The sequence below is a fragment of the Formivibrio sp. oc-25 genome (assembly GCF_055810895.1).
Genome location: NZ_JBVVOL010000009.1, coordinates 130,152 through 156,962 on the forward strand (window position 1 = coordinate 130,152; position 26,811 = coordinate 156,962).

Consider the following 26,811-nt stretch of genomic DNA (forward strand, 5'->3'; position numbering starts at 1 on the left):
CCCGGTTAGAATTTACATACAACCCGTAGTAACAGGACTGCTCAAGCATGAAAACCGCACAAGAACTCCGCGCCGGCAACGTAATCATGGTCGATGGCGCGCCGCTCGTGGTACAAAAGACCGAATACAACAAGTCCGGCCGTAACGCCGCTGTTGTGAAAATGAAGATGAAGAACCTGCTGACCGACGCCCCTTCGGAAGCCGTATTCAAGGCCGACGAAAAGTTCGACGTTGTGGTGCTGGACAAGAAGGATTGCACCTACTCCTACTTCGCTGATCCGATGTACGTGTTCATGGATACCGAATACAACCAGTACGAAGTCGAGAAGGACAACCTGGGCGATACCTTCCACTTCATCGAAGACGGCATGGAAGACGTATGTGAAGTGACCTTCTACGAAGGCAAGGCCATCTCTGTTGAACTGCCGACCACCATCGTCCGTACCGTGGCCTACACTGAACCGGCTGCCCGTGGCGATACTTCCGGCAAGGTCATGAAGACCGCCAAGCTGGCCAATGGCTACGAGCTGCAAGTGGCTGCGTTTATCGAATCCGACGAAAAGATCGAAATCGATACCCGTACCGGTGAATTCAAGAAGCGCGCCAACTAATCCGGGTTGTTGACCCTATGGCGCGTTGCGCCAGAAAAAATGCCGCTACCCACATAGGGAGCGGCATTTTATTATTTGGCAGGCTCAGGACATGGCCAGTGCCACACAGCGCTTGGCCAGAAGTTCCGTTGGATCCAGCAGGCTGATGCTGTTTCCGGCCTCCGGTGTGTGTGTGGCTTGGGTCAATACCAGTGGTAATTCTGTGCAACCCAGAATAATGGCTTGTGCGCCCCTTTTACCCAAGTGCTCTACCACAGCGATCAGATCTTCGCGGCAGCGGCCTTCGGTGTAACCGGCCTTGATGCCAAGTTGCCCATATATGGCATCCATCACCAGTGCCTGGTGCGCGGCATCGGGCAGTATCAGGTTCAAACCGGCCGCTTGGGCTGCATGGGCGTAGATGCCGCTTTGCACGGTTCCATTGGTGGCCATCAAGCCAATGCTTGCATCGGCCGGGAAGTGTTGCCGAATGTATTCGATGGTTGTCGTCAGCATGTTCACGATCGGTATTTCAAGATATCCCTGAATGCGATCGACAAAGGCATGTGCGGTATTGCACGGAATTACTATGGCGTTGGCTGCGGCAGCTTCCAGTTTTTTGCAGGTGGAGAAAAGTGCGATGGTAGGGTCTGTTCCATCCGCAACCAGATTGGCAGTGCGATCCGGAATCTGCGGATTTTGCTCCACCACCATCTTGATGTGTTCCTGATCCCGGCCGGCTGGCGTGTTTTTGATCACTTTGTTCATGAAGTCGACCGTGGCCGCAGGGCCCACTCCGCCGACTATGCCCAGCTTGAACGGTTCAGACCGCAGGCCTGAATCTGTTTCCAGCGCATAGCGCGCGTAAATTTCATTGATATCGGGCAGTGCAAACTCGCGGAGTTCCGCCGCGCCGGCAACCAGCCCCAATTCGGTGAATCCGGGCAGAAAGCCTTGGATCTGTCTGTCTGCAAGGCTTCGGCAGATAGTCTGCAGATCATGCTGTGCCGCTGGGTTCGCGGGATCCTGTTGTATCCCGTTGCGCCCATAGATGGCCGCCATCAGTCGTTGTTGATATGCCTCGTCCGGGTAATAGAGCTCGTATGCATCCGAGAAATACTTCTCGAACAATTTGGCATGCCGGACGTAATCCGATGTCAGAATCCCCAGCCGCGCACCGCGTTCATGGTGGGCCAGCGTATGCAGACGTAGTGCCTGCATCATGTCCACGACCGGAATGCTGATTTCAGCCTGGATTTCCTCGCGAAAAACGTGGCTGGCAAAGCAGGGGATCAGCAGGCGCTGTGCGCCGCGATCCAGCATGTCCAGCCCGGTCTGGAAAATATAAAGCTTTCGGGCGGTGGTGTTGGTGTCTGCCGTCAGAGCCTGGCCTGCGCCGCGATAGGGGTGCTGCTCGAGAATGACATGCATCTCGCTTGAATCAGCCTGTTGTGCGCGGATGCGTATCAGTTTTCCGTACAAATCCGCACCGGCTTGTGCGCCCAATCCTCCCACGATGCCCAATACACGCTGCGCGGCTTTTTGCATGATGTTTTTCCTGAATATTCTGGTTAGCGCAGTGCCATCGCCATGGCAGACAGGCAGTTGAGCATACGAACACCAGCTTCAATGCTTTCGACGTGGTATTCCAGCTGAACAGCATCCAGGCGGCTAAGTGTCGGCCATTGGCAAAACAGATCAGCGTGAGCAGGCGTCTGGGTTTGCACGCGCACATGCAGCGGGGTGTCAACGTGCAGGGGTTGCGATGTCCCGATAAGTGCCATGGCTTGTTTCGAGCCGGTTTCAATCTGGGCACATGCCTGTTGCGGCGAAAGTGAAACCGCACTGAAACGCCCCAATGCCTGTTTGGTTTCAACAAATACCGCCTGAGGGAAGAGGGGGGCGGTTTCCTTGATAAAGGCATCGTCTCCGCTGGCAAAGATGACAGGTATGCCCAGCGCCCCCGCCACGGAGCCATACAAGCCGGCTTCTCCGGTTTCCACACCGTTGAGCCAGATACGGGCAAAAGCGCTGCTATTGATGGTGTGCGCCAATACACCCGTTGCACTGGCACGGGCGTGGAAACCCACCAGCATCAGCGCGCTGCAGTCGGCATCCAGTGTTGCCAACATGCCCAAGTTACGAGGTTTTCCTGTTGCGATGCGCGCGTGTGGATGCAACAGATCCACCAGCAGGTTTCGGTAGTTGCCATGCGCATCGGCCACGGTAACTTCGCTTGCACCAGCCGCCAGTGCTCCGTTGATGGCGGCATTGACTTCCAGTGTCATCCATCGGCGTGCCTGTTCATACTGTGGGTTGCCAGGCTGGCATTGCTCGCTATGCACCACGCCCGCAACGCCTTCGATATCGGCACAGATCAGAATGTGCATGGAATTCCTTTCTCTTTCAGGCAGTCTTGCAGCGTCTGCCGTTGATGGCCATCGCGGCCAGTGACTGCTTCGGCATGCCACAGGGCATGGATGATGGCTTGTTCGGTTGCCTCGGCAGCAGCCTGAAACAGTGGATCAAGCTGAGTTTCATGCAGCATTGCCAGGTTTGGCATCGGTTGGTCCGCGTGATGGGGGATGGTATAGGCCGTGGTAAATGCCATGGCAATATCCCCGCTGCCGTGCCCGTACACCGAGCCCGTTCTGGCAAGTCCGGCTCCGGCGCGCAATGCCAGTCGGCGCAGTTGCCGGGTGTCGAGCGGGGCATCGGTGGCCAGCAGAATGATGATTGAACCCTGTTCGGGGGGCTGCGTGGCCGATTCTGCGGGTGCCAGTCGTCTCCCCAGTGCCTGGCCTGCCAGCGTGAGCATGGGCAATTTGCCAAAATTCGACAGAACAAGGGTGCCCACCGTATGCGTGCCACAACAGCGTGATGCGCTGCCGATGCCGCCTTTCAGCTCAAAAGCGCTCATGCCACGGCCTGCGCCGACGCTGCCCTGCGCAAATATGGCATTGGCCTGCGCCAGCGCTTCGCGATAATGCTCCGGGCCAACGGCCTGGGTACGGATATCGTTCAGGTAGCCGTCATTGCATTCAAAAACCAGCGGGTTGATCGTGCACCATTCCCGGCCGATCTCGCGATGGCTGGCGAGTGCTGCTTCGATTTGCGCCTGGGCGATCGGGCCTGCCGCAAAAGTGTTGGAAAGCGCGATGGGCGTTTCAAAGTTGCCCAGTTCTTCCAGTTGGATCAAGCCGATGCTTTTGCCGAATCCGTTGAGGACGACGGCAGACGCAGGTGTTTTATGCAGGAATGGATCTTTTTCATGTGGCAGCACCACCGTGACCCCGGTCTGGATCGGGCCTTTATCCAGCGTGCAATGGCCCACCCGAATCATGCCGACATCACTGATGCTGTTGCGTGGACCACAAGTCAAGTTACCTACTGATGGTGACGTAATCATTTGCGATCGATCTTCGGGTCAAGTGCATCACGCAAACCATCGCCGAGCAGGTTGAATGCCAGGACAGTCAGGAAAATAGCCAGACTGGGAAAGAGGGCCGTATGCGGCGCATTCACCATGTCGGCACGGGCTGCGTTGAGCATGGCGCCCCATTCCGGTGTCGGGGGCTGCGCTCCCAGCCCCAGAAACGACAAGCTGGCCGCTGTGATGATGGAGGTGCCGATCCGCATCGAAAAATACACGACAATCGACGAGATGGTGCCTGGCAGAATGTGGCGCAGCAAAATGGTCCAGTCAGATGCGCCAATACTGCGAACAGCCTCGATATAAGTCAGTTGCTTGATGGACAGGGTGTTGCCGCGTACCAGTCGTGCAAAGGCCGGAATGCTGAAGATGGATACCGCCACGATGACATTGCCCAGACCGTTGCCCAGTATCGCCACAACACCAATCGCCAGCAAAATGCCCGGAAAGGCGAACAGTACATCGCAGACGCGCATGGTGATGCGGTCCCACCAGCCTTCGTAATAGCCTGCCAGCAAGCCCAGCAGCGTGCCGATGATGGCGCCGAGTGCCACCGAGAAGATGCCGCAGGCAAGCGAGATGCGCGCACCCATCAGGATGCGGCTGAAAATATCGCGTCCCAGCGAATCCACTCCAAACCAGTGGCTGGCGGTAGGTGGTGCGTTGAGCGCATCGTAGTCAAAAAAGTTTTCCGCATCGAAAGGGGCAATCCAGGGGGCGAGAATGGCCAGTGCAATGAGGATCAGCACAAAAATGCCGGCAAACAGGGCGAGGTGCTGCTTTTTGAACTTGCGCACGAATTCGGTCCATGGGGTGCGGACCTCATTGGCTGTTACAGCAGGCACGGATGCAGGGGGCAAGGTAGTCATACGGTGTCCTACTTGTAATGAATTGCGGGGTTGATCAGTGCGTACAGCACATCCACCACCAGGTTGATCAGGATGAACTCAAGCGAAAACAGCAAGACGGCAGTCTGGATCACCGGGTAATCCCGCATGTCCACGGCATCGACCAGCAACCGGCCCATCCCCGGCCAATTGAAAACCACTTCCACGACAATCGATCCACCCAGCAGAAACCCGAATTGCAGGCCCATCATGGTAATGACGGGAATCATGGCGTTGCGCAGGCAATGTTTCAGTACCACAAGCGGTTCGCTCACGCCTTTTGCACGTGCGGTTCTGACAAAGTCTTCCTGCAGGATTTCAACAAACGAAGCGCGGGTAAAACGCGCCATCACCGCAGCAACGGCTGCACCAAGTGTCAGCGAGGGCAAAATATAGTGTTTCCATGAGTCCGCGCCCATGGAGGGCAGCCAACCCAATTGCACCGAAAAAATCTGCATCAGTAGCATGCCCAGAGCAAAGGCTGGGAACGATATGCCGGAAACCGCAAGCGTCATGCCGAGCCGATCGGGCCAGCGGTTGCGCCAGACGGCCGATACGATGCCAATCCCCATCCCGAACAGAACGGACCACCCCATGCTGGCCAGGGTCAGTTTCAATGTGGGCATGAAGCGGCTGGCAATTTCTTCGCTGACAGGACGCTTGGTCCGCAGCGATTTTCCGAATTCCCCTTGCAGCGCATGGCTGAAATAGCTGACAAACTGGGCATGGATTGGTTTGTCCAGTCCCAAATCCTGGCGAACAAGCTCGACTGTTGCCGCATCGGCTTCCGGGCCAGCAGCAAGGCGAGCCGGATCACCGGGCAGCAGGTGAACAAACAGAAACACCAGTACTGCAACCGCAAGCAATGTTGGAATCAGCCCCAATAGGCGTTTAAGAACATAATTCAGCATGTGAAACACCCAATATACGGTCCATGCAACAGCACGTTCGGTGCCGCGCAGAAAGGGCTTGCCCACCGCGGACAAGACCGAAGAGCCAGCGCTCTTGGAATCGGTTCACAGTGCTGCCGGAGGGCTCACGGACGGAACGCCGCTGTTGCGCGTAATCCAACCAAGAGCCGCTCTCGACAGACTGTGGACGGATTCTTATTTCACATCGATATCGTCATAGTTGAATGAACCGTCGGGCATGACATAAATTCCGCTCAGGTTTTTGGCACGTGCGTACAGAATCTTTTCCGTTACCAGGAATGCCCACGGGGCATCTGCCCAGATCTGTTTTTGCGCTGCGCCATAGAGCTTGTCTTTTTCCTTGGCATCGGTGGTGTTCAGTGCCTTGGCCAGGTTGTTGTCTACCAGATCATTCTTGTAGTACGCCGTGTTGAGCAACTTGGGCGGGAAGGCTTCGGATGCCAGCAGCGGACGCAGAGCCCAATCGGCCTCGCCCGTAGACGAGGACCAGCCGATGTAATACATGCGTACCGGTGCCGTATCTGGATTGGGCTGGCTTTCAACCTTTTCCACGCGTTGACCGGCTTCCAGTGCCTGGATCTGTACCTTGATGCCTACCTGGGCCAGTTGTTGCTGGGCGAACTGAATAACTTTCTGTGCCGTAGAGTGGTTGTAGGCAGACCACAGGGTTGTCTCAAAGCCGTTGGGGTAGCCTGCTTCCGCCAGCAGCTGTTTGGCCTTGGCAGGATCGTATGGCCAGGCACCGAATTTCTGAGCGTATTCCACGCCTTGCGGTACAACGCCTTCGGCCGGTGCGGCATAGCCGGAGAATGCCACCTTGGCCAATGCTTCCTTGTTGATGGCGTAGTTGATGGCTTGGCGAACCTTTACGTTGTCGAACGGCTTCTGGCGGGTATTCATCGACAGATAGCGGGCGATGATGGACGGGCCGGCGACCACGTCAATCTTGGCGTTCTGCTTGAGCTGCTCGGCCTGCTCATAAGGCATAGAAAATGCGAAACTGGCTTCGCCCGTTTGCATGACCGTGGCACGGGTGTTGTTGTCGATCACAGATTTCCAGGTCAGGCTATCGACCTTGGGCAGGCCTTTTTTCCAGAAACCATCGAATTTCTTCACCTTCAGGTAATCCGTCTGCTTCCATTCATCAAATACGAACGGACCGGTTCCCACCGGGTGGAAGGCAATTTCCTTGCCGTATTTTTGCAAAGCCGTCGGCGAAATGATCACGCCGGAAGGATGGGCCAGAGTGTTGATGAACGGGGAAAACGGCTCTTTCAGTGTGAATTTCACCGTGTTGGCATCCACCACGTCGGTTTTGGCGATGCTCTTGAACATGGTGTAGCGCTTGAGCTTGTTGTCCGGGTTGGTGACGCGGTCAAAGTTGGCTTTAACCGCAGCCGCATCAAATGGCGTGCCGTCGTGGAACTTGATGCCCTTGCGCAATTTGATGGTGTAGGTCAGGCCGTCTTTGCTGACGGTATGGCTTTCGGCCAGCACACTGACCAGCTTGAGGTCTTTGTCAAAACCGTACAGGCCTTGATAAAAGGATTTGGACACGGCCATCGACAGGGTATCGTTGGCATCATAGGGGTCCAGAGTCGTGAAGGTCGAGGCCACCGCAAGAACGACATCCTTGGCGGCCATTGCCGGAGCGGCCAGGGTGGCTGTGGCCAGTGCACCGGCAATCAGGAGATGCCGGATGCCTGGAATAGGCTTGTTTTTTGTCATTTTGAGATCCTTTGTGAGATGCCCGCTAGGGCGGGAGTACTTCAAAATGCGCCAATGGCATGGCGCGCCACAAAATGCCCGGGTCCGATTTCGTGCAACGGAGCGAGAACAGGTTCATCGCCCATTGCCCTGACTGGACTGGGAATTTCATCCGATCGCAGTGCCCGCTGATTGTTACGGCGTGCCGGATCTGCAACCGGTACCGCCTCCATCAGCTTGCGGGTATAGGCATGCTGCGGGTTTTCGAAAATCGCGCGACGCGGCCCGATTTCGACAATCTGGCCCAGGTACATCACGGCAACACGGTGGCTGATGCGCTCAACCACGGCCATGTCGTGCGAGATGAACAGAAATGCCAGACCAAACTCCTGCTGCAGATCGAGTAACAGGTTCACGATCTGCGCCTGGATCGATACATCCAGAGCGGAAACCGACTCATCGGCGATGACAACCTTGGGGTTGGACGCCAGTGCGCGGGCAATAGCAATCCGCTGGCGCTGACCACCAGAAAACTCATGCGGATAGCGTTGCGCACATTCCGCCGGTAAACCAACTTTTTCCAGTAGCCAGTTCACGCGCTCCTGTGCCGCCTGGCCGCTGGCCAGCTTGTGTACCAGTAAGGGTTCCATGATCGAAAAACCTACCGTTACCCTGGGATCGAGCGAGGCGAAAGGATCCTGGAAAATAAATTGGATATCGCGACGCAGGTGCTGCAGGGCAGGGCCTTGCAGGGTGTCGATGCGCTGACCTGCGAATTCGATCATGCCGTCCTGGCTTTCTACCAGACGTAACAAGGAGCGCCCGGTGGTCGATTTGCCGCAGCCGGATTCACCGACCAGTGCGAGGGTTTCACCCGGGTAGAGGTCAAAACTGACCCGTTCCACAGCATGAACCTGTTTGCTGATTTTGCCGAACAAGCCGCTGCGCACCGGAAAGCGGGTGACCAGATCACGTACCCGCAACACAGGACCTGAGTCGGTGCGGACGGTATCCTGCGGGGTTGATGGAATTCCCCGGGTGTCGCTGTGCAATTGCAGCAGGGGGAATTTAGCCGGTAAATCCATGCCCTGCATCGCACCCAGCCGGGGCACTGCTGATAGAAGTGCCTGGGTGTAGCGATGCTGAGGTGCCGAAAAAACGGAGGTGGTGGCGCCTTCTTCAACTTTTTCGCCGCGGTACATCACCAATACCCGATCGGCGACTTCCGCCACCACGCCCATATCATGCGTGATGAAAATCACCCCCATCTGCATTTCCTGCTGCAGGATGCGGATCAATTGCAGAATTTGCGCTTGAATGGTGACATCCAGTGCGGTTGTCGGCTCATCGGCAATGAGCAGGGCAGGGCGGCAGGACAATGCCATGGCAATCATCACACGCTGGCGCATGCCGCCGGAGAGTTGATGTGGATAGCGCTGCAGCACTTGTCGCGCTTCAGGGATGCGTACCAGTTCCAGCATCCTCAGCGCCTCGGCCAGTGCGCGGCTGCGGTCCATCCCCTGATGCAGGCAGATGGATTCGGCGATCTGTTCACCCACGCTGAATACCGGATTGAGCGAGGTCATCGGCTCTTGGAAAATCATGGCAATATCGCTGCCGCGTATGCTGCGCAGCGTCGCTGAATCGGCCTGTACCAGATCCAGTATCTGGCCGGAATTACGCCGCAAGGCCATTTCACCCTGGACGATTTTTCCACCGCCGTGCTCTACCAGCCGCATGAGGGAAAGCGAGGTGACTGATTTTCCCGAGCCGGATTCGCCAACAATTGCCAGAGTTTCGCCTCGGTCGACATGGAAGGACAAGTCCTTGACCGCATTGACAGTGCGTTCACTGGTGCTGAAATTCACCGAAAGATGATTCACCGTCAGCACACGGTTTTCCGGCAAATGCAGATTCATGGGTGAGGCTGGCGTATTCAAGTGAGTCTCCTGCAGCATCGGATTCAACGGTAAATGGCGGTATGACGCGGGCCATGCGCGCAAGCGTGGCCGCGATACATACCCTCAGTGTTGAAGGGCATGCAAATATGGCCTTGTGCATCAATGGCGATGAGTCCGCCCCGTCCGTCTATGTCGGGTAGTTTTTGCATGACGACCTGATGGCATGCGGCTTCCAGCGAGAGGTGGCCATAGGCCATCAGTGCACTGACGTCATAGGCTGCCAACATGCGAATGAACATTTCACCCGATCCCGTGCAGGACACTGCCACGGTCTGGTTGTTGGCATAGCAGCCCGCGCCGATCAACGGGCTGTCGCCCACTCTGCCAACCCGCTTGTCGGTGACCCCCCCGGTGGAAGTAGCTGCAGCAAGATTGCCCTGCCGATCAATCGCGACCGCGCCAACCGTGCCCATTTTGGTTTCCGGGTCAATCGGCTCTGCTTGTGCATTCAGCGTCTGGGCATCATGGTCAAGCAAGTTGGGCTTGCCTGCTGCCAAAGCCCGTAGCCATTGGGCATGGCGGGCTTCGGTGTAGAAGTAATCAGGGGCGACGATTTCAAGTCCGGCCTGACGGGCAAAGGATTCGGCGCCATCGCCGACAAGCAGTACATGGCGGCCATCCTCCATGACCTTGCGGGCGGCCAGGATCGGGTTACGCAAGGATTTGACACATGCAATGGCACCGGCGGCCAGGGTTTTGCCATCCATGATGGAGGCATCGAGTTCATGGGTGCCGGCATGGGTAAATACCGATCCTTTTCCGGCATTGAACAGCGGGCACTCCTCCAGCCGATAGACCGCCTCGGTCACTGCATCCAGTGCCGTACCCCCTTGTTCCAGGATGGCCTGGCCGCCTTGAAGCACGTTATCCAGCGCCTGGTGGTAAGCCAGTTCCTGCTCTGCGCCCAGTGCCGCGCGGGTAATGGTGCCGGCACCACCGTGAATGGCAATTGTGGGGGTCATTCGGGTTTGTCCTCGTTGTGTAGCCACGGCAGAACCAGTTCGGTCATGGCTGCGGCAGACTTCACCGAATTCTTGGCTTGGCGTGCTACCGCAGCGCACAGGGCTTCGATGACCGCGTGGATGGTTGAATCAGAGGTGGCGCTGAAGCGACTGCCGGCCTGCAGATAAAGCGTGATGTCTGCGAGCGCGGCAACCGGTGAAGTTGGCGCGTCGGTCAGCGCAATGATGTGTGCCCCGCCTGCTTTGGCTTTTTGGGCGATGACAATGCTGTCTTTCACGTAACGCGGGAAGGAAATAACGATCACAACATCTTGCGTACTGAGTTTGAACAGCGTGCGTGCGCCATGGGCGGCACCGCCAATGCCTGCCAATGACTGCACATGGTTGCAGTGCAACTCCAGACCATGAGCCAGCATCCCGGCCAGATAACCGCTGGTACCGAAACCCGCAATCAGTACCCGGCGCGCACCCAGGATAACTGCCACGATTTTCTCGCAGATCTCGGCCGGCAAGCTTTGGCTGATCGCTTCCAGGTTGGCGATATTGTCTGCCAGCGATGCGGCCATGACTTCTGCGCTGGTTGATTTACGTGATAACTCATCGCGCATCCGTTCCACTGGCGCCAGTACGCTTTCAAAGCCTTTGACCAACTCCGCTCGAAATGCCGGAAACCCTGCAAATCCCAAGGTATGTGCAAAGCGATTGGCTGTTGCCACGGAAACCCCGGTTGCTTCTGCCAGCTCGTCAATCGTCATCGTGGCTGCACGAAATGCATTGGCGAGCACGAAATCTGCCATGCGCCTGTGGGCTGGGGTCAGATCCGGCAGCACCTTGGCAATGCGCTCATTGACAGTGCTATGCGGTTGAAATGTGAGGGTCTGACGCGCCATCTGTTTTCTCTGTTGCGTGGTTGTGAAAATAATAATTTCAAATGTATGTGCGGTAAAGAAAATTTATTTACATTTTTTATTGATTTTAAGTTGTTGAATTTGCATTGTTAATTATTTTGTTGTGTGTTTTTTGCAGTATTTTTCCGCCTTTGTTTGGTGCGGAGTGGGAAAAAGAAGCACCGGGGCTGTGCATGAATCCGCTGGTGTGAATTTTTACGTTCCTGCCGGGCAGGCGAGTGCGGCTTCTGTGCCGGCCCGGGCGCTTCAGGCACAATCCTGTCCGCAAGTCCTGATTGGCAATGGCTTCAATCACGACCGGAAAGGAGCCTCAATGCCCAGACTGATCATGTTCAATAAACCCTACGGCGTGATCTGCCAGTTTTCGCCATCGCCACCGCACCAGTGCCTGGCGGATTACATCGGTGAGCGGGGCGTCTACCCGGCTGGCCGGCTCGATACCGATTCCGAAGGATTGTTGCTGCTGACTGACCACGGCCCGTTGCAGGCGCGTATTGCCGATCCGCAGCACAAGTTGCCCAAAACCTACTGGGTGCAGGTGGAAGGGGCGCCCGACGAGGCCGCGCTGGAACCGTTGCGCCGGGGCGTGGATCTGGGCGATTTTGTGACACAGCCGGCCGAGGTCCGCATTATCGCGGAACCCGATGGCTTATGGCCGCGTAACCCGCCGATTCGCCATCGTGCCGCGATTCCAACCACCTGGCTGGAAATCACGATTCGCGAAGGCAAAAATCGCCAGGTGCGGCGCATGACTGCCAAGGTGGGATTCCCGACCTTGCGCCTGATACGTGCCCAAATCGGCGACTGGAAACTGGCTGACCTGCAACCGGGCCAATGGTGCGAAATCGATGCGGCGCAATGGAAAGTCCTATTGCCCAAAAGCCCGGCAACCCCCCGCCAGGCCAAGCCGCAGGGGCGTCCGAAACAACGTGGCCGGCGCGGACCAAACAAAACGCGCTGAGAACCTGTTCAAAGTCTTTTGAGCACGAGCCACAAGAAAGCAAAGTGGACGAATTGCAGGCTGGTGTTGCTTGGGTCGCTTTTTCTTCCCCCTGCATTCTCGCATCCAACAGTGAGCAGAGACTTTGAACAGGTTCTTCGGATTCATCATGCGTACCAATTCGTGGATACGCTCGGCTGCTGAAAATACGTCCAAGCTCAGAGTTTTCAGAGTTTAGATGGCGTCCCTGATTCGTTCCCACGTGCGGGCCACGTGGTTGACCAATGCGGTCGACAGCGCGTCAGCATCTTTCGCTTCCAGTGCGTGAACCATTTCCTCGTGATCGGCGACCGCCGCTGACCAAGAGTCAGCATTTTGGTGCCCCAGAAAGCGGACTCGTTTCATGCGCGTCTGCAACATGCCATGTAAAAGGATGAGTGACTCATTGCCGGACAGGCTGATGATGGCTGAGTGAATTTGCTGATTGAGCTTAAAGTAGGCGAGTCTGTCCTTTTCGCGATAGCACTTCATCATTTGCTCGTGCAGTTCTCGAATCTCCGCGATATCGTCCTCGGTCGCGTTCGCGCAGGCAAGCTTTCCGGCGAGGTCTTCGAGCGTGCTAAGCACCGTCAACATGTCGTGGACGTCTTTGGCTGACCACTGATGGACCAGTGCGCCGCGGCTGGGAACGAGATCGACCAGTCCCTCCATGGCAAGAACTTTCAGTGCCTCCCGTAGCGGTGTCCTCGACACGCCCAACTGCTCTCCAAGTTGCCCCTCGTGAATCCGCACGCCGGGGGGCAGTTGCCCTTCAATGATCATGTCGCGGATGCGATTGACTACCGCATTATGCAGGGTGGGGCGCTCGATACGCCCTACCTCTGCATCGGCACTCATGTCCTCAAAGGCCGTAAGGCCTAATTTTTGACTAGCCATGTCAAATATCTCGTCTCTATTCCTGGTTAACCCAGTGGGTGGAAATTCTCAAATGTCTTTTGCAATGAATCCTTTAGTACTTAATGGTACTTCATTACACGTCAAACCTAAACACAGCACACTGAATTCTGCATTCAGAATTCAAAATGTAAAATAAATAATTAAAAATTCTTGAAAAACCATGATGGCTGATCCAGTATTCCCTTAACAGAAATCAAAATGCGACGAGTAGGAGATAGCGGTGGAACCAAAACGAACCAATGACACTACCCAGCGCCCCACGATTGCCCTGGCAATGGGAGATCCGGCAGGAGTGAGTCCAGAACTGACGGCGAAACTCATGTGTCTGGATGAGATTCAAGAAGTTGCCAATCTTGTGGTGTTCGGGGATTGGCGCGTCCTGCAGGAGGGGGCAAGCATTGCTGGTGTGACCGTTGATGCCGACATCGTGCAAGCTGCCGAAGACATCCAAGTTGGCTCATGTCCGGTTTTCGTCGATCTTGGCCACTTATGTCCGACCGAAGTTCGGCGCGGCGAAGCCACCCCAGTAGGTGGTGCGTTCGCAATGAAAAACTTCAATGCAGCGCTGGAGATGGCAGGCAAGGGTGTGGCGCAGGCGGTCTGTTTTACGCCCTTCAACAAACAGGCGATGCGCTACGTCTATCCCGGCTACGATGATGAAATCAGATTCGTCGCAGAGAAGATCGGTTTTCGCGGACCCGCCCGAGAATTCAATGTGCTCGAAGGCCTCTGGAATGCACGCGTGACATCACATATCCCTCTGCAGCGGGTTTCATTCTCGATTACTGAAGAAGCCATTCTCACCGAGTTGGAACTGACGGATCGTTGTCTGAAAGAGGCCGGGTTTGCGAATCCGTGCATCGCAGTTGCTGGTCTGAATCCGCATGGTGGCGATGGTGGTAACTTTGGTCGCGAAGAGCTCGACACGATCGCACCTGCTGTCGAAAAAGCGAAGAAGCGTGGGATGAATGTGCTAGGCCCATACCCCGCCGACACCGTTTTTGTCCGCGCCAAGAACGGTACTTTCGACGCGGTTTTAACGATGTACCACGACCAAGGGCAAATTGCGATGAAGCTGATGGGCTTTGATCGTGGCGTTACGTTACTCGGTGGTTTTCCATTCCCAATCTGCACACCCGCACACGGCACGGCTTATGACATCGCGGGCAAGGGCATTGCAAATGTTGGAGCGAGCCGGCAAGCGCTGCTCTTGGCCGCGAAGATGGCGACTCGGCGAATGCATGCGTCGGCCACCACCGAACATACTGCTGTTTTGAGTTAGGCGAAGTGAGCCGAAAGGCGAAAATAAACAAAGGAAAGGAGAAAGAAGATGATGAAGAAGACCTTGGGCGTGATCCTCGCGAGTGCTTTCTATGCAGCTGCTGCGGGTGCAGCCTGGATGCCTGACAAGCCGATCGAATTTGTGGTCACCGCAGGTGCTGGAGGCGGTACGGATACTTTCGCCCGGACGATTCAATCGGCAATTGTCAAATACAAGTTGGTTAGCGTACCCGTGATAGTGATCAACAAAGGGGGTGGCAGTGGTGCCGAAGGTTATGTGTATGGCGCCAGCAACCCGACGGACCCGTACAAGGTGACTTTCGGAACGAACAACGAATATCTCCTTCCTCTGGTAGGGAAGATGGGCTTCGGGCCGGAGAGTTTCTCGCCGGTGGCATCCATGGCAATGGATGAGTTCGTACTGTGGGTGAATGGCGAGTCCGCAATCAAAGATGCGAAGTCTTATATCGAGGCTGCGAAAAAGCCGGAAGGTTTGAAGATGGGCGGCTCTCAGTCCAAGGACGTAGATCAGACGCTCACCAGCATGATTACCGTGACTACGGGTGGGAAATTCGCTTACGTCCCATTTAAGAGTGGTAGTGAGGCTGCGGTACAGCTATCTGGCAACCACATCGATTCAAACGTCAACAATCCGTCCGAGAGCCTGGGGCAATGGAAGGCTGGTCTGGTGAAACCGCTTTGTGTCTTCGGCTCAGATCGTATGGCGAAGGGGCCGAAGGTCGCAAAAGACATGGCGTGGTCCGACATTCCCCTATGCAAGGATAGCGGGATTCCGATTTCCGGATACCAGATGCCAAGAACTGTTTGGCTGCCTGCAAACGTGCCTGCCGAGGTCACAGCCTTCTATGTCAGCCTGATGAACAAGGTTCGGGAGACGCCGGAATGGAAGCAGTACATCGAGAGAACCTCGCAAACTGATCAGTTCCTGACAGGCGATGCGCTGCGCTCCTTTATCAAGACCGATTCCACGAGAGCTGCTGAAGTGTTCAGGCGCGAAGGCTGGGCGTTGCAGTAGTCGAGTGGCTTGTGTGGGGAGGGGCATCGAGCCCCTCTCGACTGTATCTCATCGGGGTGCCTCGCATGAAACCGTCATCAACTAAGTTGTTGTCTCGCTTCACGATGGAAGTTGTTACCTCGGTAGCGATCATTTGTTTTGGACTAGTGGTCTGCTTTGGTGCCCGTGCCTCGGGAACCGGATGGGGTGACGCCGGTCCGCAGGCCGGCTATTTCCCCTTTTATCTGGGTCTCATCGCGATCATCTCTGGTGCTGGAAGTCTCGTCATGGCGTTCGTCAAACATCGTGATCGCAGCGAGGAATTTCTGACGATGGAGCAGGCCAGGCGCGTATTCGCGTTTTTCGGACCGATGTGCGCCTTCGTTCTCGTTGGCTTCTTCCTGGGGCTATACGTGGCGACAGCGCTCTATCTGATCGCCACGATGACGGTTCAGGGGAAATACCGTATTCATCATGCGTTGCTTGTTGGCGTGGGGACGGCTGTTGTCTTCTTCTTCGTGTTTGAAGTGTGGTTCCAATCGCCCCTGTTGAAAGGGCCGTTGGAAAAGTTACTGGGCATCTACTGATAGCCATAACCCAAGCGCTAATAAAAGAAGTGGTGATGGGGCGTCGATCGGCACATCAAGGAGGCAGATTTTGGAAAACTTCGGAAATTTGATAGATGGTTTCAGGGTCGCCCTGTCTTTCTATCACGTAGCGATCATGGTGGGCGGTGTGTTGTTAGGGATTCTGGTGGGCGTTCTACCAGGTCTTGGCGCACCCAATGGCGTGTCGTTGCTTTTGCCGCTCACTTTCACGATGGATCCCATCTCCGCCATCATTCTTCTAACCAGCATGTACTGGGGTGCACTCTTCGGGGGGTCAACCACTTCCATACTCTTCAACATCCCAGGCGAGCCTTCGTCGGTAGCCACGACTTTTGACGGTTATCCGATGGCAAAGTCCGGCAAGGCCGCGGAATCCTTGACGTTGGCCTTCGTCTCGGCGGGAATCGGGGCCTTGTTCGGTGTGATCGTGATTACCGGGCTTTCGGGCTGGGTCACCAAGTTCGCGCTGAAGTTCAGTTCGCCGGAATATTTCGCAGTCTATTTGCTGACTTTTTCCTGCTTCATCGGCATGGGCAACTCGTCGGCATTCAAGACTTTGTCATCCATGACGATCGGTCTGGTGCTAGCCAGCGTGGGGATGGACACCATCTCAGGCACTATGAGACTCACTTTCGGCTTCAACGAATTGATTGGTGGCATCAGCTTTCTCGTCGCGGTCATCGGCTTGTTTGGTTTGGGCGAACTGCTGCAGACCATGGAGGAAGGGCTGCGCTTTGACGGTATCAAGGCCAAAGTGAGTGTTCGTGAGGTACTCAAAGGCATTGCTTCGATGCCGAAGTACTGGATCACCTTGCTGCGGAGTTCCATCGTCGGTTGCTGGATGGGCATCACACCGGGCGGCCCAACTGCTGCGTCGTTCATGAGCTATGGCTTAGCCAAACGTTTTGCCCGGAACAAGAGTCAGTTCGGCAAGGGCGACCCCAATGGCGTCATTGCTGCCCAGACTGCGGACCTTTCCGCGGGTACGTGTGCGATTCTTCCTATGCTTGCCCTGGGTATCCCGGGTTCGGCGACGGCGGCCGTCATGATGGGCGGTTTGATGATCTGGGGCCTGACTCCTGGGCCGATGCTGTTCCTCGAACGTCCTGATTTTGTCTGGGGCACGATTGCTAGCATGTATTTGGGGAACGTGATTGCGGTGATCCTTGTGCTGGCGACGATCCCGCTGTTTGCCGCAATCCTGCGTATCCCATTTTCCATCATTGGCCCGATGATCAACGTGGTGTGTTTCATCGGTGCATACACGGTCGCCTCCAAAGGCCTTGACCTCGGGTTCGCACTCCTCTTTGGTGTCGTGGGTTATGTGTTCAAGAAACTGGACTACCCCATCGCGCCGTTCGTGCTGGCGATGGTGTTGGGGAACAAGGCCGAAGATGCTTTCCGCCAATCGATGATTCTCGCCAATGGCTCACTGGGCGTGTTTTGGTCCAACGCCTTGGTAGGAACGATGATGACGCTCGCTCTGATCATGTTCTTCTGGCCGATGATCTCCATGCTGATCAAGCGCCTGCGCGCCAGAGAGTACCGGGGAGTCATCCAGAGCGCCTGAGGGCAAAGCAGCTTCCCGCCCATGACAACGCCATCGCGTTCGCGATGGCTGCGTGAAATCCCAGCTAACCCATTTCTTGCCGCCTGTGGATCGCGGAGGGGGAAGCTCACGCCGGAAGAGCGGTAAATCCGATAGAAATACGTCACGCCAAACAAGGAAGCCGAACATGAATACGCATGAACAACTCAAGGAATTCACTGTGGTCGTCTCCGAAATGGACGATTTCGCGTCGATCGAGCGCTCTTCTACAAGGAAAATCTCATGAAAAAGATTGTTATCCTGCAAACCAGCATGGTCTCGTTCGACACCTTCAACTCGCTGTTCCGCGAAATCATCCCGGAAGCGCAGATCTCCAACCTCGTCGACGAAGACCTGCTCGATACCCTGAACCGCAATCGTGGCATCACCCCGTCGATCATCAAACGCCTCTCGGAATACTGCGTTGCCGCCGAAGCGGCCGGCGCCGACCTGATCTTCAGTCAGTGTTCGTCGACCCGCGAGGGGATCGAATGTGCACGAAAAATGACCAAGATCCCGATCGTCATGGTCGACGACGGGATGACCGAGAAGACCGTCGAAATGGGCACCCGTATCGGCGTTGCCGCCACGGCGGCAGCAACGCTCAAACCGACTGCCACCGCCCTTGCCCAGGTCGCGCAGCGCATGGGCAAAACCATCGAGATCAAGACTTACCTCGCTGACGGCGCGCTCGACGTGCTGATGAAGGAAAAGAACCGCGAGAAGCATGATCGCCTGGTGCTCGACCTGCTCAAGCAAGCAGAGCGCGAGAACGATGTCATCGTATTGGCACAGGGCAGCATGATTACTCTCGAACCTTACCTTTCCGAGATTGCCATCCCCGTGCTGACCAGCCCGCGTCTCGGTGTCGAAAAAGCCCGCCGCGTGCTGTTCGACAAACTGGCCGCCTGACGATTGCAAACCAAGGAGATCACACAATGAACGAAGGAAAAGTCTGGGAGCTGCAGGTCATCGCGAACAAGCTCCGCTGCAACGTGCTTGAAATGATCGGCGTCGGCAAGGCCGGCCACTGGGGCGGATCGGCTTCACTCGCCGAGACCATGGCCGTGCTCTATTTCCACGCCATGCGCGTCGATCGCGCCAACCCTAAAAATCCGGAGCGCGACCGCCTGCTGCTCTCCAAGGGCCACGCCGCATTGATCCAGTACGCCGCGCTGTGCGAGCTTGGCTATTTCCCACGCGAGGAACTGAAGAAGGTCAAGAGCCTGAACGGCCTGCTGCAGGGCCATCCGGACCTCACTGTTCCTGGCATCGAGGCCGTTACAGGTTCGCTCGGGCAGGGGTTGTCGCTGGGTATCGGCATGGCGCTGGGGCTGCGTCTCGATAAAAGTGCGTCGCATGTCTTCGTGATCATGGGCGACGGCGAGCAGTCCGAAGGCCAGCTATGGGAAGCGGCGATGGCCGCTGCCAATTTCAAGCTCGACAACCTGACGGCGTTCATCGACTGGAACAAGATCCAGGCTTCCGGACGCACGGACGATATCTTCAGCATCCCCGACCTTGATGCCAAATGGCGTGCTTTCGGCTGGGAAGTGCTGACCGTGAACGGTCACGACATAGTCGAGATCGCCGCAGGTATTGAACAGGCGAAGAGGGTCAAGGGCAAACCGGCACTAGTCATCCTCGACACAGTCAAGGGCAAGGGTGTGTCGTTCGCAGAGAACGTCGCCGCCTACCACAACGGCATTTTCGACGAAACGAAATTCACCCAGGCCATCAATGAACTGGCCGCGCAACAGGAGACCGTCTGATCATGGAAAAGCAAAGTTTGCGCAAGGCCTACGGCGAGGCGCTCGTCGAGGAAGGCAAAACCAATTCGGACATCGTGGTACTCGAAGCCGATCTCGGCAAGTCGACCATGTCCTACCTGTTCAAGGACGCGTATCCGGAGCGCTATTTCGAGATGGGCATCGCCGAGCAGAACATGGCCAGCACCGCCGCAGGCCTGGCGCTCGCCGACAAGATTCCCTTTTACAGCACCTTCGCGGTATTTGCCATCGGTCGAGCCTACGACCAGATCCGCTGCGGCATCGCCATTCCGGAAGCCAACGTGCGCATCTGCGGCTCGAGCTGTGGCCTCTCGGATTTTGGCGACGGCAAGACCCACCAGTCGATCGAGGACGCCAACGTCATGTGCACGATCCCCCACATGACCGTGCTCAACCCGTGCGATGCTGTGGAAACGCGCAAGATGGTCAAGGCCATGCTGACGCACCAGGGGCCGGTGTATATCCGCATCAACCGTAGTGAACTGCCGGTCTACACGCCCGTCGATACAAGCTATGAGATCGGCAAGATGTATCGAATCCGTGAAGGTCGCGACGTAGTGATCTTCGCCACCGGGGCGATGGTCTGGAAATCGATGCTTGCTGCCGACATCCTGCAGGCCGCCGGCATCTCGGCCGAGGTTGTCAACGTCAGTTCGCTGAAGCCGCTGCATAAGGAAGAAATCCTCAAGTACGTGGCCGGCAAGAAGGCCATCGTCACCGCCGAAGAAGCCACGCGCATCGGAGGGCTGGGCAGCGCCATCGCGTCGCTGATCATCAGCGAGGTCAACCTGCCCTTCGCGCAGATCGCTATCGACGATCAGTTCGGCACTTCCGCCCACTCCTACGAGGAACTGCTGGAGCGCTACGGCCTGACGGAAAGGCACATTGCTGATGCTGCCTGCCGTGCGCTGGGCAGCTAGGCGTGTCGGTGATGAACCTTGGGGGACGGTAGCCAAGTGCGTGGAAGTGGTGTTGGTGGTGATTTTCAGAATCGGGAGAAAGTGAATGAGAAGAATCGGTTTCGTTGGTCTGGGCATCATGGGTACGCCGATGGCAGAGCACCTGATCAAGGGCGGTCACGAAGTGTCCCTGTTCAGCATCCCCAATGTGCCGGCATCGCTGGTGGAGGCCGGCGGCAAAGCCTGCGCGTCCGGCAAGAAAGTTGCGCAGAATGCCGACATCATTTTTGTGATGGTGCCGGATACACCGCACGTGGCTTCTGCGCTGTTCGCCGCTAACGGCATCGCCGAAGGTTTGTCGGCAGGCAAGATCGTGGTCGACATGAGCTCGATCTCGCCGATCGAAACCAAGGAGTTCGCTGCGCGCATCCGTGCGCTAGGCTGCGAATACCTCGATGCTCCGGTCTCCGGCGGTGAGGTGGGGGCCAAGGCCGCCACGCTCTCCATCATGGTCGGCGGCAAGCCGCAGATCTTCGAAGAAGTGAAGCCGCTGTTCGAGCTGATGGGCAAGAACATCACCCTGGTAGGCGATAATGGTGACGGCCAGACCGCGAAGGTCGCGAACCAGATGATCGTCGCCCTGACGATCGAAGCCGTGGGCGAAGCACTGCTGTTTGCTTCCAAGGCCGGCGCCGACCCGGCGCGCGTGCGCCAGGCGCTGATGGGCGGTTTTGCCTCCTCCAAGATTCTGGAGGTGCATGGCGAACGCATGGTCAAGCGCACCTTCAATCCCGGCTTCCGTATCGAGCTGCATCAGAAGGACTTGAATCTCGCGCTGACTTCCGCCCGCAAGTTGGGTGTGGCTCTGCCCAATACAGCGACCTGCCAGGAGCTCTTCAACATGTGCGCCGCACATGGTGGCAGCGCGTGGGATCACTCAGGGATGGTACGCGCGCTGGAGATGATGGCGAATTTCGAGGTCGGCCAGAAGACCTGAGTGGCATTGAGCAGTAGCGCCTGCCCCGTCTTCTGACAGGGCAGGCAAAGTGTGAAATCTGTCAAATAATCGCGACCGCATTGCCAGCAGGCAGAGCCTGAGTGTCCGAACCAGGTGATGATCTCCGGCAGAATTAGCCCACGTGCGGGCGCATCCACGCTTCCAGCATGTCCAGAAATACCCGCGTGCGACTGGGCAGCAGTTTTCTGCCCGGATACACCGCCCAGATGCTGACCGGTTCCAGATGCCAATCGGGCAACACACGCACCAGCTCACCGCGATCCATGGCCAGGGTTGTGAAAAGGTTGCCGGCGGCCACGATGCCTTGCCCGGCAATGGCTAGCCGCACCAGCAGTTCTGGTGAATTGATGGCGGTGCAATGCATGGCTGTACTGGTATGGATTTCGTTGCCGCGCTTGAGTTGCCAGGGGGCGCCATCGCCCTGGCGCGTGAGAACACGCAGGGTACGGTGCCGCGCCAGGTCTTCGGGTTTGTCGGGCGTGCCGTTTTCGTTCAGGTAGGTCGGTGCGGCGTACAGGCCGGGGCTATAGAGCCAGACCCGGCGTGCCACCAGCGTGGCATCGTCGGGCAGGGCACCGGCACGCAGCGCCAGGTCGATGTTTTCATTGATCAGATCCACCCGGCGTGGCGTGAGATCGACCTGCAGATCAATACGCGGATACTGGCTCACAAACTGGGCCAGCATCGGGGCCAGCAGCAGGTTGGCCAGATCGCCCGGCATCGAAACGCGCAAGGTGCCGCTGGGTTCTGCCTGGCGCGATTGCGCCAGCAGGCTGGCGGCTTCCACCTCGGCACTGATTTGCTGCGCGTGCTCCAGAATGTGCTGGCCGAAATCGGTGAGGGTTAGTTTGCGCGTGGTGCGTAACAGCAGGCGTTCGCCCAGCCGGTTTTCCAGATCTGAAATGCGCCGGGATAGCGTGGATTTGGGTAGCCCTAGGCGTTCGGCCGCACGGCTGAAGTTGCCGGCTTCTGCGACACGGGCAAATAACAGCAGATCGGTGGCATCGAGGTTTGATTGTTCCATTTTTGGAATAATGTTATCCGAAATAACCGGTTTATCACAAAATGGTTCCGTAATAAAGTTGAGCCACTTGCTCAACTACTACCGAGGACCTGTTATGAAAATCCTGCAAATCAATTCCAGCGCTCGCAGCAATGGCTCCGTTTCCAGCCAGTTGGCCGATGAGATCGTGGCTGACCTGAAAAACAAGAATGCGCAAGCCAGCCTGACCCGCATCGACCTGGCCCTCAATCCGGTTACTGCGCTGGATGAAACGGCCTTGGGCGCGCTGATGACAGATGCTGCCGCACGTACTGCAGAGCAATCTGCCATCGTGGCCGAATACGATGCCCGCATTGCCGAAATCCAGGCTGCCGATGTACTGGTGTTGGCTGTACCGATGTACAACTTTGGTGTGACGACGCAGCTCAAAAACTGGATCGATGCCATTTCGCGAGCACGTGTCACGTTCCACTACACTGAGTCGGGTCCGGAAGGTCTGCTCAAGGGCAAGAAAGTGTATGTGGCGACCAGCCGTGGCGGTTTTCACCGCGATCAGGCCAGCGATGTAATGGTGCCGTACCTGCGTACCGTGCTGGCTTTCCTGGGCATGACCGATGTGCAGTTCGTCTATGCCGAGGGACTCGGCTATGGCGATGATTACGTGACCAAGGCGTTTGAATCTGCGAGAGCCGAAATCGCAGCACTGGCCTAAAACCTGCGTATCAGGCGGCTACGCCTGCGCATCTTGCGGTTGGGCCGTGCTCGGAACCCGCAAAAGGGGCTACCTTCGGGTCGTCCTCATGGACTTACATGTCCATTCCGGTTTCTGCGCTCCGTCCTCCCGCAATCTGCTTTGGCTCGCTCGCCTGCTGACGCAGGTTTCTTGATTCTATAAAGGAGACACCCATGACCATCATGCAACCCAGAACAGTGGAAACACTGGTAGAAGGACGTGCCACTTCCGATGGCGCGGGTGTCAAGCTGACCCGCGTGCTGACCGGGCGCCTGCAACGGCGGCTGGATCCGTTCCTGATGCTTGATGCCTTTGCCAATGAGAATCCCGATGACTATATCGGGGGCTTTCCCGATCATCCGCATCGTGGTTTCGAAACCGTTACCTACATGATTGCGGGCCGCATGCGCCACCGCGACAGCGGCGGCAACGAAGGGCTGCTGCAAAATGGCGGCATGCAATGGATGACGGCCGGGCGTGGCGTGATCCATAGCGAGATGCCCGAGCAGGAAGATGGATTGATGGAAGGTTTCCAGCTCTGGCTCAATCTTCCCGCCAGGGACAAGATGATTCCCGGCTGGTACCGCGATTTTCCGAATGATGCGATTCCGGAATTCACGACGCCAGAAGGCGCGACGGTACGTGTACTGGCCGGTGAAAGCCATGGCGTGACGGGCGCCATGCAGCGCGAAGTTACCGCGCCGTTGTATCTGGATATCCACCTGCCGGCAGGCGGCCGCTTCGAGCAGCCGTTGTCTGCCAGTCATAACGCATTTGTTTATGTGTACCGGGGTGAGGCGAAGCTGGGTGATGTTTCCGTCCCGGTGCAGCGCATGGCCATCCTGGCCAACTCGGAAAACGCCGATGGTGTGGTGATCGATACCGCCGGGCCGACACGACTGTTGCTGATTGCCGGACAGCCGCTGGGCGAGCCGATCGCGCAGTATGGCCCGTTCGTGATGAATACCGAAGCCGAGTTGCAGCAGGCGATCGAGGATTATCGCAGTGGACGGCTGGCGGGGTGATCAGGCTGGCCAGAGTTGCTGGCCGCCATCCACGCGGATGATCTGACCGGTAATGTAGGAGGAGGCATCTGACACCAGGAACTCGACAGCCTTGGCGATTTCCTGTGGCAGGCCATAGCGATCAAGCGATCCATCTGTTGCCATCTTGTCCGGATCAAGCGCACGGCTGGCCTGAAAGCGCTCGGTGAGGGTGTTGCCCGGAGCAATGGCATTGGCATACACCCCGTGCGGCCGCAGCATCGCGGCCAGGCAGCGCGTGTATTCATGCACAGCCGCCTTGGCGGTGGCATAGATCGCGGATTCGGTATTGCCGGCCAGCCCGGCGATGCTGCCAAGATTGACGATCCAGCCTTGGCGGCGCCCGATCATTTCCGGCGCTACCGCACGGCTGGCCAGAATGCAGGTCATCAGGTTGCGATCCAGCACGGTGCGCAGATCTTCCTCGCTGATGAATACGGCATCGTTATGCTCGGGCTTGCCGGCTTTGGCTGCTTGCACGCCTTTGCTGCCGATATCTCCGCCTGCGTTGTTGACCAGAATATCGATTCGGCCAAACCTGGCATGGATTTGTTCGACCAGTGCCGAGACTGTGGCTGATTGCGTCAGGTCGCCACAGACTGCCAGCGTGTCGACGCTATATTGCGCTGCAATTTTTTGCGCCAGTACCGTCAGAGTATCTCCAGCACCCAGTTGTTGCGCCGAGTGTTCCGATGAGGCATGGAATACAACCTTTGCGCCACAACCAGCCAGATGTTCGCCAATTTCCCGCCCGATTCCACGGCTGGAGCCGGTGACCCAGGCTACTTTGCCAGCAAGATGTCTGTTTGCCATGAAGCCTTCCTTGTATCTGCAATGCGTGCCAGATGATAGAGATAAAGCGGGCATCAAGCCCTAATGCCGTTCGCTTAAGGGATATTCTGGCGGTTTACCCTCTCCTGCAAGCGGGAGAGGGAGCAAAACGGGTGAATTAGCCAAGTACTCCCCTCGCCCGCTTGCGGGAGAGGGGCTGGGGGAGAGGGTGAATGGACACTTAAGTGAACGGCATTAGGCATCAAGCACGCTTTGTGGGAGCCCACCCGGTTGCCGAGGAGAAGGAAGCATCCGAATGGAACTCTATAAAACAACGGTCACTTCGCTGATTTGCGTGCCTTTTCCACTTCAGCGTAGAAGCCCTTGACGAAGTCAGCGCCGATATTGGCAGAGAACTTCTCGATCACGGGTTGGACCGCTGCGCGCATCTTGTCGAGTTCCGGCTGAGGCAATACCGTCACTGCCATGCCCTTGTCCTTGAGCATGTTCACGGCCCCCTTGGTTTGCTCGATTTCCAGGTTGCGCTGGTAATCACGTGCAATCACAGCAGCCTTTTTTACGGCATCCTGTTGATCCTTGGGCAAGGCATCAAACCATTTCTTGGATACGACCATGGCCACTGGCGTATAGACATGATGGGTAATGGCCAGATGCTTCTGGATTTCATAAATCTTGTTCTGGTACATGTCGACCGGCGGGTGCTCCAGGCCATCCAGCGCCTTGATTTCCAGTGCGGTGTAGACCTCGGCATAGGCCATCGGCGTGGCGTTGATACCCATGGCCTTGAAGCTTTCGATCGCTACCGGGCTCTGCATCACGCGGATTTTCAGGCCTTTCAGGTCTTCGAAGCGCGTGATCGGACGTTTGCTGTTGGCCACGTTACGGAAGGCCCCGCCTGCCCAGGTCAAACCATGCACGCCGGTATCTTCGAGGCTATCCAGCATTTTCTGCCCGACCGGGCCATCCAGTACTTTGGCGACTTCCGCATCATTGGCGAAGATGAAGGGGAAATCAAAAATCTGCAGTTCTTTTTTGCGCACAGTGAACGGCGCCAGTGAGCCCATGTAGAACTCCAGCACGCTGCCCTGTACCGATTGCAGCATTTTCTCTTCCGAACCTAGGGTCGAGTTCGAAAAGACTTTGATCTTGATCTTGCCGCCGCTGGCTTTTTCCACTTCCTCGGCGAACTTCACCATGGCTTGGCCGCGAGGGTGTTGGTCGGTAAAGCTGTGCCCAAGGCGTGCATCGACCGCTTGGGCGTGTACCGATAGCAGAAGGCCAGCTGCACCCAGCAGGGTGATCAGGGGTTTGACGGTACGTTGAATCGATTTGGTTTGCATGGGTTCTTCCTCCGGTGAAATTCAATGTCTGTTATGGCTACAGTCAGTGCGTTGGGCATCGAGTATTACGCTGTCTTTCATGCTTGTGTATCGTTCTACCTCCGGGGTAAAATTTTTTTGAATACCCAGTTGCATTGGGTCGACCACCCCAATGCAACTGGCTGCTTGTCAGAACGTCAGCTGCACCTTCATCTGCGAACGGCGATCCGAGGCCAGTTCGAACGCTTCCACTGCCTTTTCGATCGGCAGGGTTGCGGTGATGATCGGCTTCACGTTGATGCGGCCTTCCTTCAACAGGCGCGCAGCCAGGGCATATTCGCTGTGGAAGCGGAACGCACCCACAAGGTTGATTTCCTTGCCCACCAGCACGCCGATCGGAATCGATACGTCGCCACTCACGCCCACCTGCACGATCACGCCGCGC

General features: G+C 56.8%; 24 protein-coding genes and 2 pseudogenes. 12 read left to right on the forward strand and 14 right to left on the reverse strand.

Annotated elements, in window-relative coordinates:
- Positions 1 to 47: 47 nt before the first annotated feature.
- Entirely contained in the window at positions 48 to 611 is a 564-nt protein-coding gene (gene efp / locus AC0KVQ_RS08350) for an elongation factor P (RefSeq protein WP_473420686.1), read from the forward strand.
- A gap of 84 nt (positions 612 to 695) precedes the next feature.
- Here efp and cuyB read toward each other — a convergent pair whose 3' ends face one another.
- The 9 genes from cuyB to AC0KVQ_RS08395 all read right to left on the reverse strand — a co-directional run bounded on the left by cuyB (position 696) and on the right by AC0KVQ_RS08395 (position 11,362).
- A complete protein-coding gene (gene cuyB / locus AC0KVQ_RS08355; protein WP_473420687.1) occupies positions 696 to 2,138 on the reverse strand; it encodes a cysteate racemase in 1,443 nt (480 codons plus the stop codon).
- A 23-nt stretch (positions 2,139 to 2,161) separates the two neighbouring features.
- Positions 2,162 to 2,980 carry a M55 family metallopeptidase gene (locus AC0KVQ_RS08360; RefSeq protein WP_473420688.1) on the reverse strand — a complete coding sequence of 273 codons (819 nt, stop codon included), beginning with the start codon at positions 2,978 to 2,980 and terminating at the stop codon, positions 2,162 to 2,164.
- Complete coding sequence (locus AC0KVQ_RS08365) at positions 2,968 to 3,999, reverse strand: P1 family peptidase (protein ID WP_473420689.1); 1,032 nt, start codon at positions 3,997 to 3,999, stop codon at positions 2,968 to 2,970. The genes AC0KVQ_RS08360 and AC0KVQ_RS08365 overlap by 13 nt, the downstream gene beginning before the upstream one ends.
- Positions 3,996 to 4,892 carry a glutathione ABC transporter permease GsiD gene (gene gsiD / locus AC0KVQ_RS08370; RefSeq protein ID WP_473420690.1) on the reverse strand — a complete coding sequence of 299 codons (897 nt, stop codon included), beginning with the start codon at positions 4,890 to 4,892 and terminating at the stop codon, positions 3,996 to 3,998. Before gsiD ends, AC0KVQ_RS08365 begins: the two co-directional genes overlap by 4 nt.
- Before the next feature lie 8 nt (positions 4,893 to 4,900).
- A complete protein-coding gene (gene gsiC / locus AC0KVQ_RS08375; RefSeq protein ID WP_473420691.1) occupies positions 4,901 to 5,821 on the reverse strand; it encodes a glutathione ABC transporter permease GsiC in 921 nt (306 codons plus the stop codon).
- Positions 5,822 to 6,016: 195 nt separating this feature from the next.
- A complete protein-coding gene (gene gsiB, locus AC0KVQ_RS08380; RefSeq protein ID WP_473420692.1) occupies positions 6,017 to 7,570 on the reverse strand; it encodes a glutathione ABC transporter substrate-binding protein GsiB in 1,554 nt (517 codons plus the stop codon).
- Positions 7,571 to 7,611: 41 nt separating this feature from the next.
- A complete protein-coding gene (locus tag AC0KVQ_RS08385; RefSeq protein ID WP_473420693.1) occupies positions 7,612 to 9,489 on the reverse strand; it encodes a dipeptide ABC transporter ATP-binding protein in 1,878 nt (625 codons plus the stop codon).
- Positions 9,490 to 9,512: 23 nt separating this feature from the next.
- Entirely contained in the window at positions 9,513 to 10,472 is a 960-nt protein-coding gene (locus AC0KVQ_RS08390) for an isoaspartyl peptidase/L-asparaginase family protein (protein WP_473420694.1), read from the reverse strand.
- A complete protein-coding gene (locus AC0KVQ_RS08395) occupies positions 10,469 to 11,362 on the reverse strand; it encodes a MurR/RpiR family transcriptional regulator (RefSeq protein WP_473420695.1) in 894 nt (297 codons plus the stop codon). The genes AC0KVQ_RS08390 and AC0KVQ_RS08395 overlap by 4 nt, the downstream gene beginning before the upstream one ends.
- Before the next feature lie 331 nt (positions 11,363 to 11,693).
- Between AC0KVQ_RS08395 and AC0KVQ_RS08400 the strand changes: the two are divergent.
- Positions 11,694 to 12,218 (forward strand): annotated as a pseudogene (locus AC0KVQ_RS08400) (pseudouridine synthase); the annotation flags it as partial.
- Positions 12,219 to 12,554: 336 nt separating this feature from the next.
- Here AC0KVQ_RS08400 and AC0KVQ_RS08405 read toward each other — a convergent pair.
- On the reverse strand, positions 12,555 to 13,256 hold the full coding sequence (locus AC0KVQ_RS08405; protein WP_473420696.1) for a GntR family transcriptional regulator: 702 nt from the start codon (positions 13,254 to 13,256) through the stop codon (positions 12,555 to 12,557).
- A 241-nt stretch (positions 13,257 to 13,497) separates the two neighbouring features.
- On the opposite strand from AC0KVQ_RS08405, the gene AC0KVQ_RS08410 reads away from it, so the two are divergent.
- The 8 genes from AC0KVQ_RS08410 (at position 13,498) to glxR (ending at position 21,455) form a co-directional block, all read left to right on the forward strand.
- On the forward strand, positions 13,498 to 14,559 hold the full coding sequence (locus AC0KVQ_RS08410) for a 4-hydroxythreonine-4-phosphate dehydrogenase PdxA (RefSeq protein ID WP_473420697.1): 1,062 nt from the start codon (positions 13,498 to 13,500) through the stop codon (positions 14,557 to 14,559).
- Between the two features lie 48 nt (positions 14,560 to 14,607).
- Entirely contained in the window at positions 14,608 to 15,594 is a 987-nt protein-coding gene (locus AC0KVQ_RS08415; RefSeq protein WP_473420698.1) for a tripartite tricarboxylate transporter substrate binding protein, read from the forward strand.
- A 65-nt stretch (positions 15,595 to 15,659) separates the two neighbouring features.
- Entirely contained in the window at positions 15,660 to 16,160 is a 501-nt protein-coding gene (locus AC0KVQ_RS08420) for a tripartite tricarboxylate transporter TctB family protein (protein WP_473420699.1), read from the forward strand.
- Between the two features lie 70 nt (positions 16,161 to 16,230).
- Positions 16,231 to 17,751 (forward strand): tripartite tricarboxylate transporter permease, encoded by a 1,521-nt coding sequence (locus AC0KVQ_RS08425; protein ID WP_473420700.1) that lies wholly within the window; start codon positions 16,231 to 16,233, stop codon positions 17,749 to 17,751.
- A 261-nt stretch (positions 17,752 to 18,012) separates the two neighbouring features.
- Positions 18,013 to 18,681: an aspartate/glutamate racemase family protein gene (locus AC0KVQ_RS08430; protein WP_473420701.1), complete on the forward strand. Its 669-nt coding sequence runs from the start codon at positions 18,013 to 18,015 to the stop codon at positions 18,679 to 18,681.
- A 26-nt stretch (positions 18,682 to 18,707) separates the two neighbouring features.
- On the forward strand, positions 18,708 to 19,541 hold the full coding sequence (locus tag AC0KVQ_RS08435) for a transketolase (protein WP_473420702.1): 834 nt from the start codon (positions 18,708 to 18,710) through the stop codon (positions 19,539 to 19,541).
- A gap of 2 nt (positions 19,542 to 19,543) precedes the next feature.
- Positions 19,544 to 20,479: a transketolase family protein gene (locus AC0KVQ_RS08440; RefSeq protein WP_473420703.1), complete on the forward strand. Its 936-nt coding sequence runs from the start codon at positions 19,544 to 19,546 to the stop codon at positions 20,477 to 20,479.
- Positions 20,480 to 20,564: 85 nt separating this feature from the next.
- Complete coding sequence (gene glxR, locus AC0KVQ_RS08445; protein ID WP_473420704.1) at positions 20,565 to 21,455, forward strand: 2-hydroxy-3-oxopropionate reductase; 891 nt, start codon at positions 20,565 to 20,567, stop codon at positions 21,453 to 21,455.
- 133 nt (positions 21,456 to 21,588) lie between these two features.
- On the opposite strand, the gene AC0KVQ_RS08450 is transcribed toward glxR, so the two are convergent.
- A complete protein-coding gene (locus AC0KVQ_RS08450; protein ID WP_473420705.1) occupies positions 21,589 to 22,500 on the reverse strand; it encodes a LysR family transcriptional regulator in 912 nt (303 codons plus the stop codon).
- A gap of 94 nt (positions 22,501 to 22,594) precedes the next feature.
- Here AC0KVQ_RS08450 and AC0KVQ_RS08455 point away from each other — a divergent pair, with 94 nt between their 5' ends.
- Together AC0KVQ_RS08455 and AC0KVQ_RS08460 are read left to right on the forward strand one after the other, a co-directional pair.
- On the forward strand, positions 22,595 to 23,191 hold the full coding sequence (locus AC0KVQ_RS08455; protein WP_473420706.1) for an FMN-dependent NADH-azoreductase: 597 nt from the start codon (positions 22,595 to 22,597) through the stop codon (positions 23,189 to 23,191).
- 194 nt (positions 23,192 to 23,385) lie between these two features.
- The gene (locus tag AC0KVQ_RS08460; RefSeq protein WP_473420707.1) at positions 23,386 to 24,237 is read left to right on the forward strand and encodes a pirin family protein; all 852 of its coding nucleotides are present in this window, start codon (positions 23,386 to 23,388) and stop codon (positions 24,235 to 24,237) included.
- On the opposite strand, the gene AC0KVQ_RS08465 is transcribed toward AC0KVQ_RS08460, so the two are convergent.
- From AC0KVQ_RS08465 to AC0KVQ_RS08475, 3 genes and pseudogenes are all read right to left on the reverse strand, one after another.
- On the reverse strand, positions 24,238 to 25,068 hold the full coding sequence (locus AC0KVQ_RS08465; protein ID WP_473420708.1) for an SDR family NAD(P)-dependent oxidoreductase: 831 nt from the start codon (positions 25,066 to 25,068) through the stop codon (positions 24,238 to 24,240). It abuts the gene before it with no gap.
- 296 nt (positions 25,069 to 25,364) lie between these two features.
- Positions 25,365 to 26,387 (reverse strand): TRAP transporter substrate-binding protein, encoded by a 1,023-nt coding sequence (locus tag AC0KVQ_RS08470; RefSeq protein WP_473420709.1) that lies wholly within the window; start codon positions 26,385 to 26,387, stop codon positions 25,365 to 25,367.
- Positions 26,388 to 26,555: 168 nt separating this feature from the next.
- Positions 26,556 to 26,811, reverse strand: a pseudogene (locus AC0KVQ_RS08475) (hypothetical protein); the annotation flags it as partial.

What these genes read in the sequence shown, in the direction of transcription:
- efp (WP_473420686.1), top strand. Translation starts at nt 48, where the DNA reads ATGAAAACCGCACAAGAACTCCGCGCCGGCAACGTAATCATGGTCGAT.
- cuyB (WP_473420687.1), bottom strand. Translation starts at nt 2,138, where the DNA reads ATGCAAAAAGCCGCGCAGCGTGTATTGGGCATCGTGGGAGGATTGGGC.
- AC0KVQ_RS08360 (WP_473420688.1), bottom strand. Translation starts at nt 2,980, where the DNA reads ATGCACATTCTGATCTGTGCCGATATCGAAGGCGTTGCGGGCGTGGTG.
- AC0KVQ_RS08365 (WP_473420689.1), bottom strand. Translation starts at nt 3,999, where the DNA reads ATGATTACGTCACCATCAGTAGGTAACTTGACTTGTGGTCCACGCAAC.
- gsiD (WP_473420690.1), bottom strand. Translation starts at nt 4,892, where the DNA reads ATGACTACCTTGCCCCCTGCATCCGTGCCTGCTGTAACAGCCAATGAG.
- gsiC (WP_473420691.1), bottom strand. Translation starts at nt 5,821, where the DNA reads ATGCTGAATTATGTTCTTAAACGCCTATTGGGGCTGATTCCAACATTG.
- gsiB (WP_473420692.1), bottom strand. Translation starts at nt 7,570, where the DNA reads ATGACAAAAAACAAGCCTATTCCAGGCATCCGGCATCTCCTGATTGCC.
- AC0KVQ_RS08390 (WP_473420694.1), bottom strand. Translation starts at nt 10,472, where the DNA reads ATGACCCCCACAATTGCCATTCACGGTGGTGCCGGCACCATTACCCGC.
- AC0KVQ_RS08395 (WP_473420695.1), bottom strand. Translation starts at nt 11,362, where the DNA reads ATGGCGCGTCAGACCCTCACATTTCAACCGCATAGCACTGTCAATGAG.
- AC0KVQ_RS08405 (WP_473420696.1), bottom strand. Translation starts at nt 13,256, where the DNA reads ATGGCTAGTCAAAAATTAGGCCTTACGGCCTTTGAGGACATGAGTGCC.
- AC0KVQ_RS08415 (WP_473420698.1), top strand. Translation starts at nt 14,608, where the DNA reads ATGATGAAGAAGACCTTGGGCGTGATCCTCGCGAGTGCTTTCTATGCA.
- AC0KVQ_RS08420 (WP_473420699.1), top strand. Translation starts at nt 15,660, where the DNA reads ATGAAACCGTCATCAACTAAGTTGTTGTCTCGCTTCACGATGGAAGTT.
- AC0KVQ_RS08430 (WP_473420701.1), top strand. Translation starts at nt 18,013, where the DNA reads ATGAAAAAGATTGTTATCCTGCAAACCAGCATGGTCTCGTTCGACACC.
- AC0KVQ_RS08435 (WP_473420702.1), top strand. Translation starts at nt 18,708, where the DNA reads ATGAACGAAGGAAAAGTCTGGGAGCTGCAGGTCATCGCGAACAAGCTC.
- AC0KVQ_RS08440 (WP_473420703.1), top strand. Translation starts at nt 19,544, where the DNA reads ATGGAAAAGCAAAGTTTGCGCAAGGCCTACGGCGAGGCGCTCGTCGAG.
- glxR (WP_473420704.1), top strand. Translation starts at nt 20,565, where the DNA reads ATGAGAAGAATCGGTTTCGTTGGTCTGGGCATCATGGGTACGCCGATG.
- AC0KVQ_RS08450 (WP_473420705.1), bottom strand. Translation starts at nt 22,500, where the DNA reads ATGGAACAATCAAACCTCGATGCCACCGATCTGCTGTTATTTGCCCGT.
- AC0KVQ_RS08455 (WP_473420706.1), top strand. Translation starts at nt 22,595, where the DNA reads ATGAAAATCCTGCAAATCAATTCCAGCGCTCGCAGCAATGGCTCCGTT.
- AC0KVQ_RS08460 (WP_473420707.1), top strand. Translation starts at nt 23,386, where the DNA reads ATGACCATCATGCAACCCAGAACAGTGGAAACACTGGTAGAAGGACGT.
- AC0KVQ_RS08465 (WP_473420708.1), bottom strand. Translation starts at nt 25,068, where the DNA reads ATGGCAAACAGACATCTTGCTGGCAAAGTAGCCTGGGTCACCGGCTCC.
- AC0KVQ_RS08470 (WP_473420709.1), bottom strand. Translation starts at nt 26,387, where the DNA reads ATGCAAACCAAATCGATTCAACGTACCGTCAAACCCCTGATCACCCTG.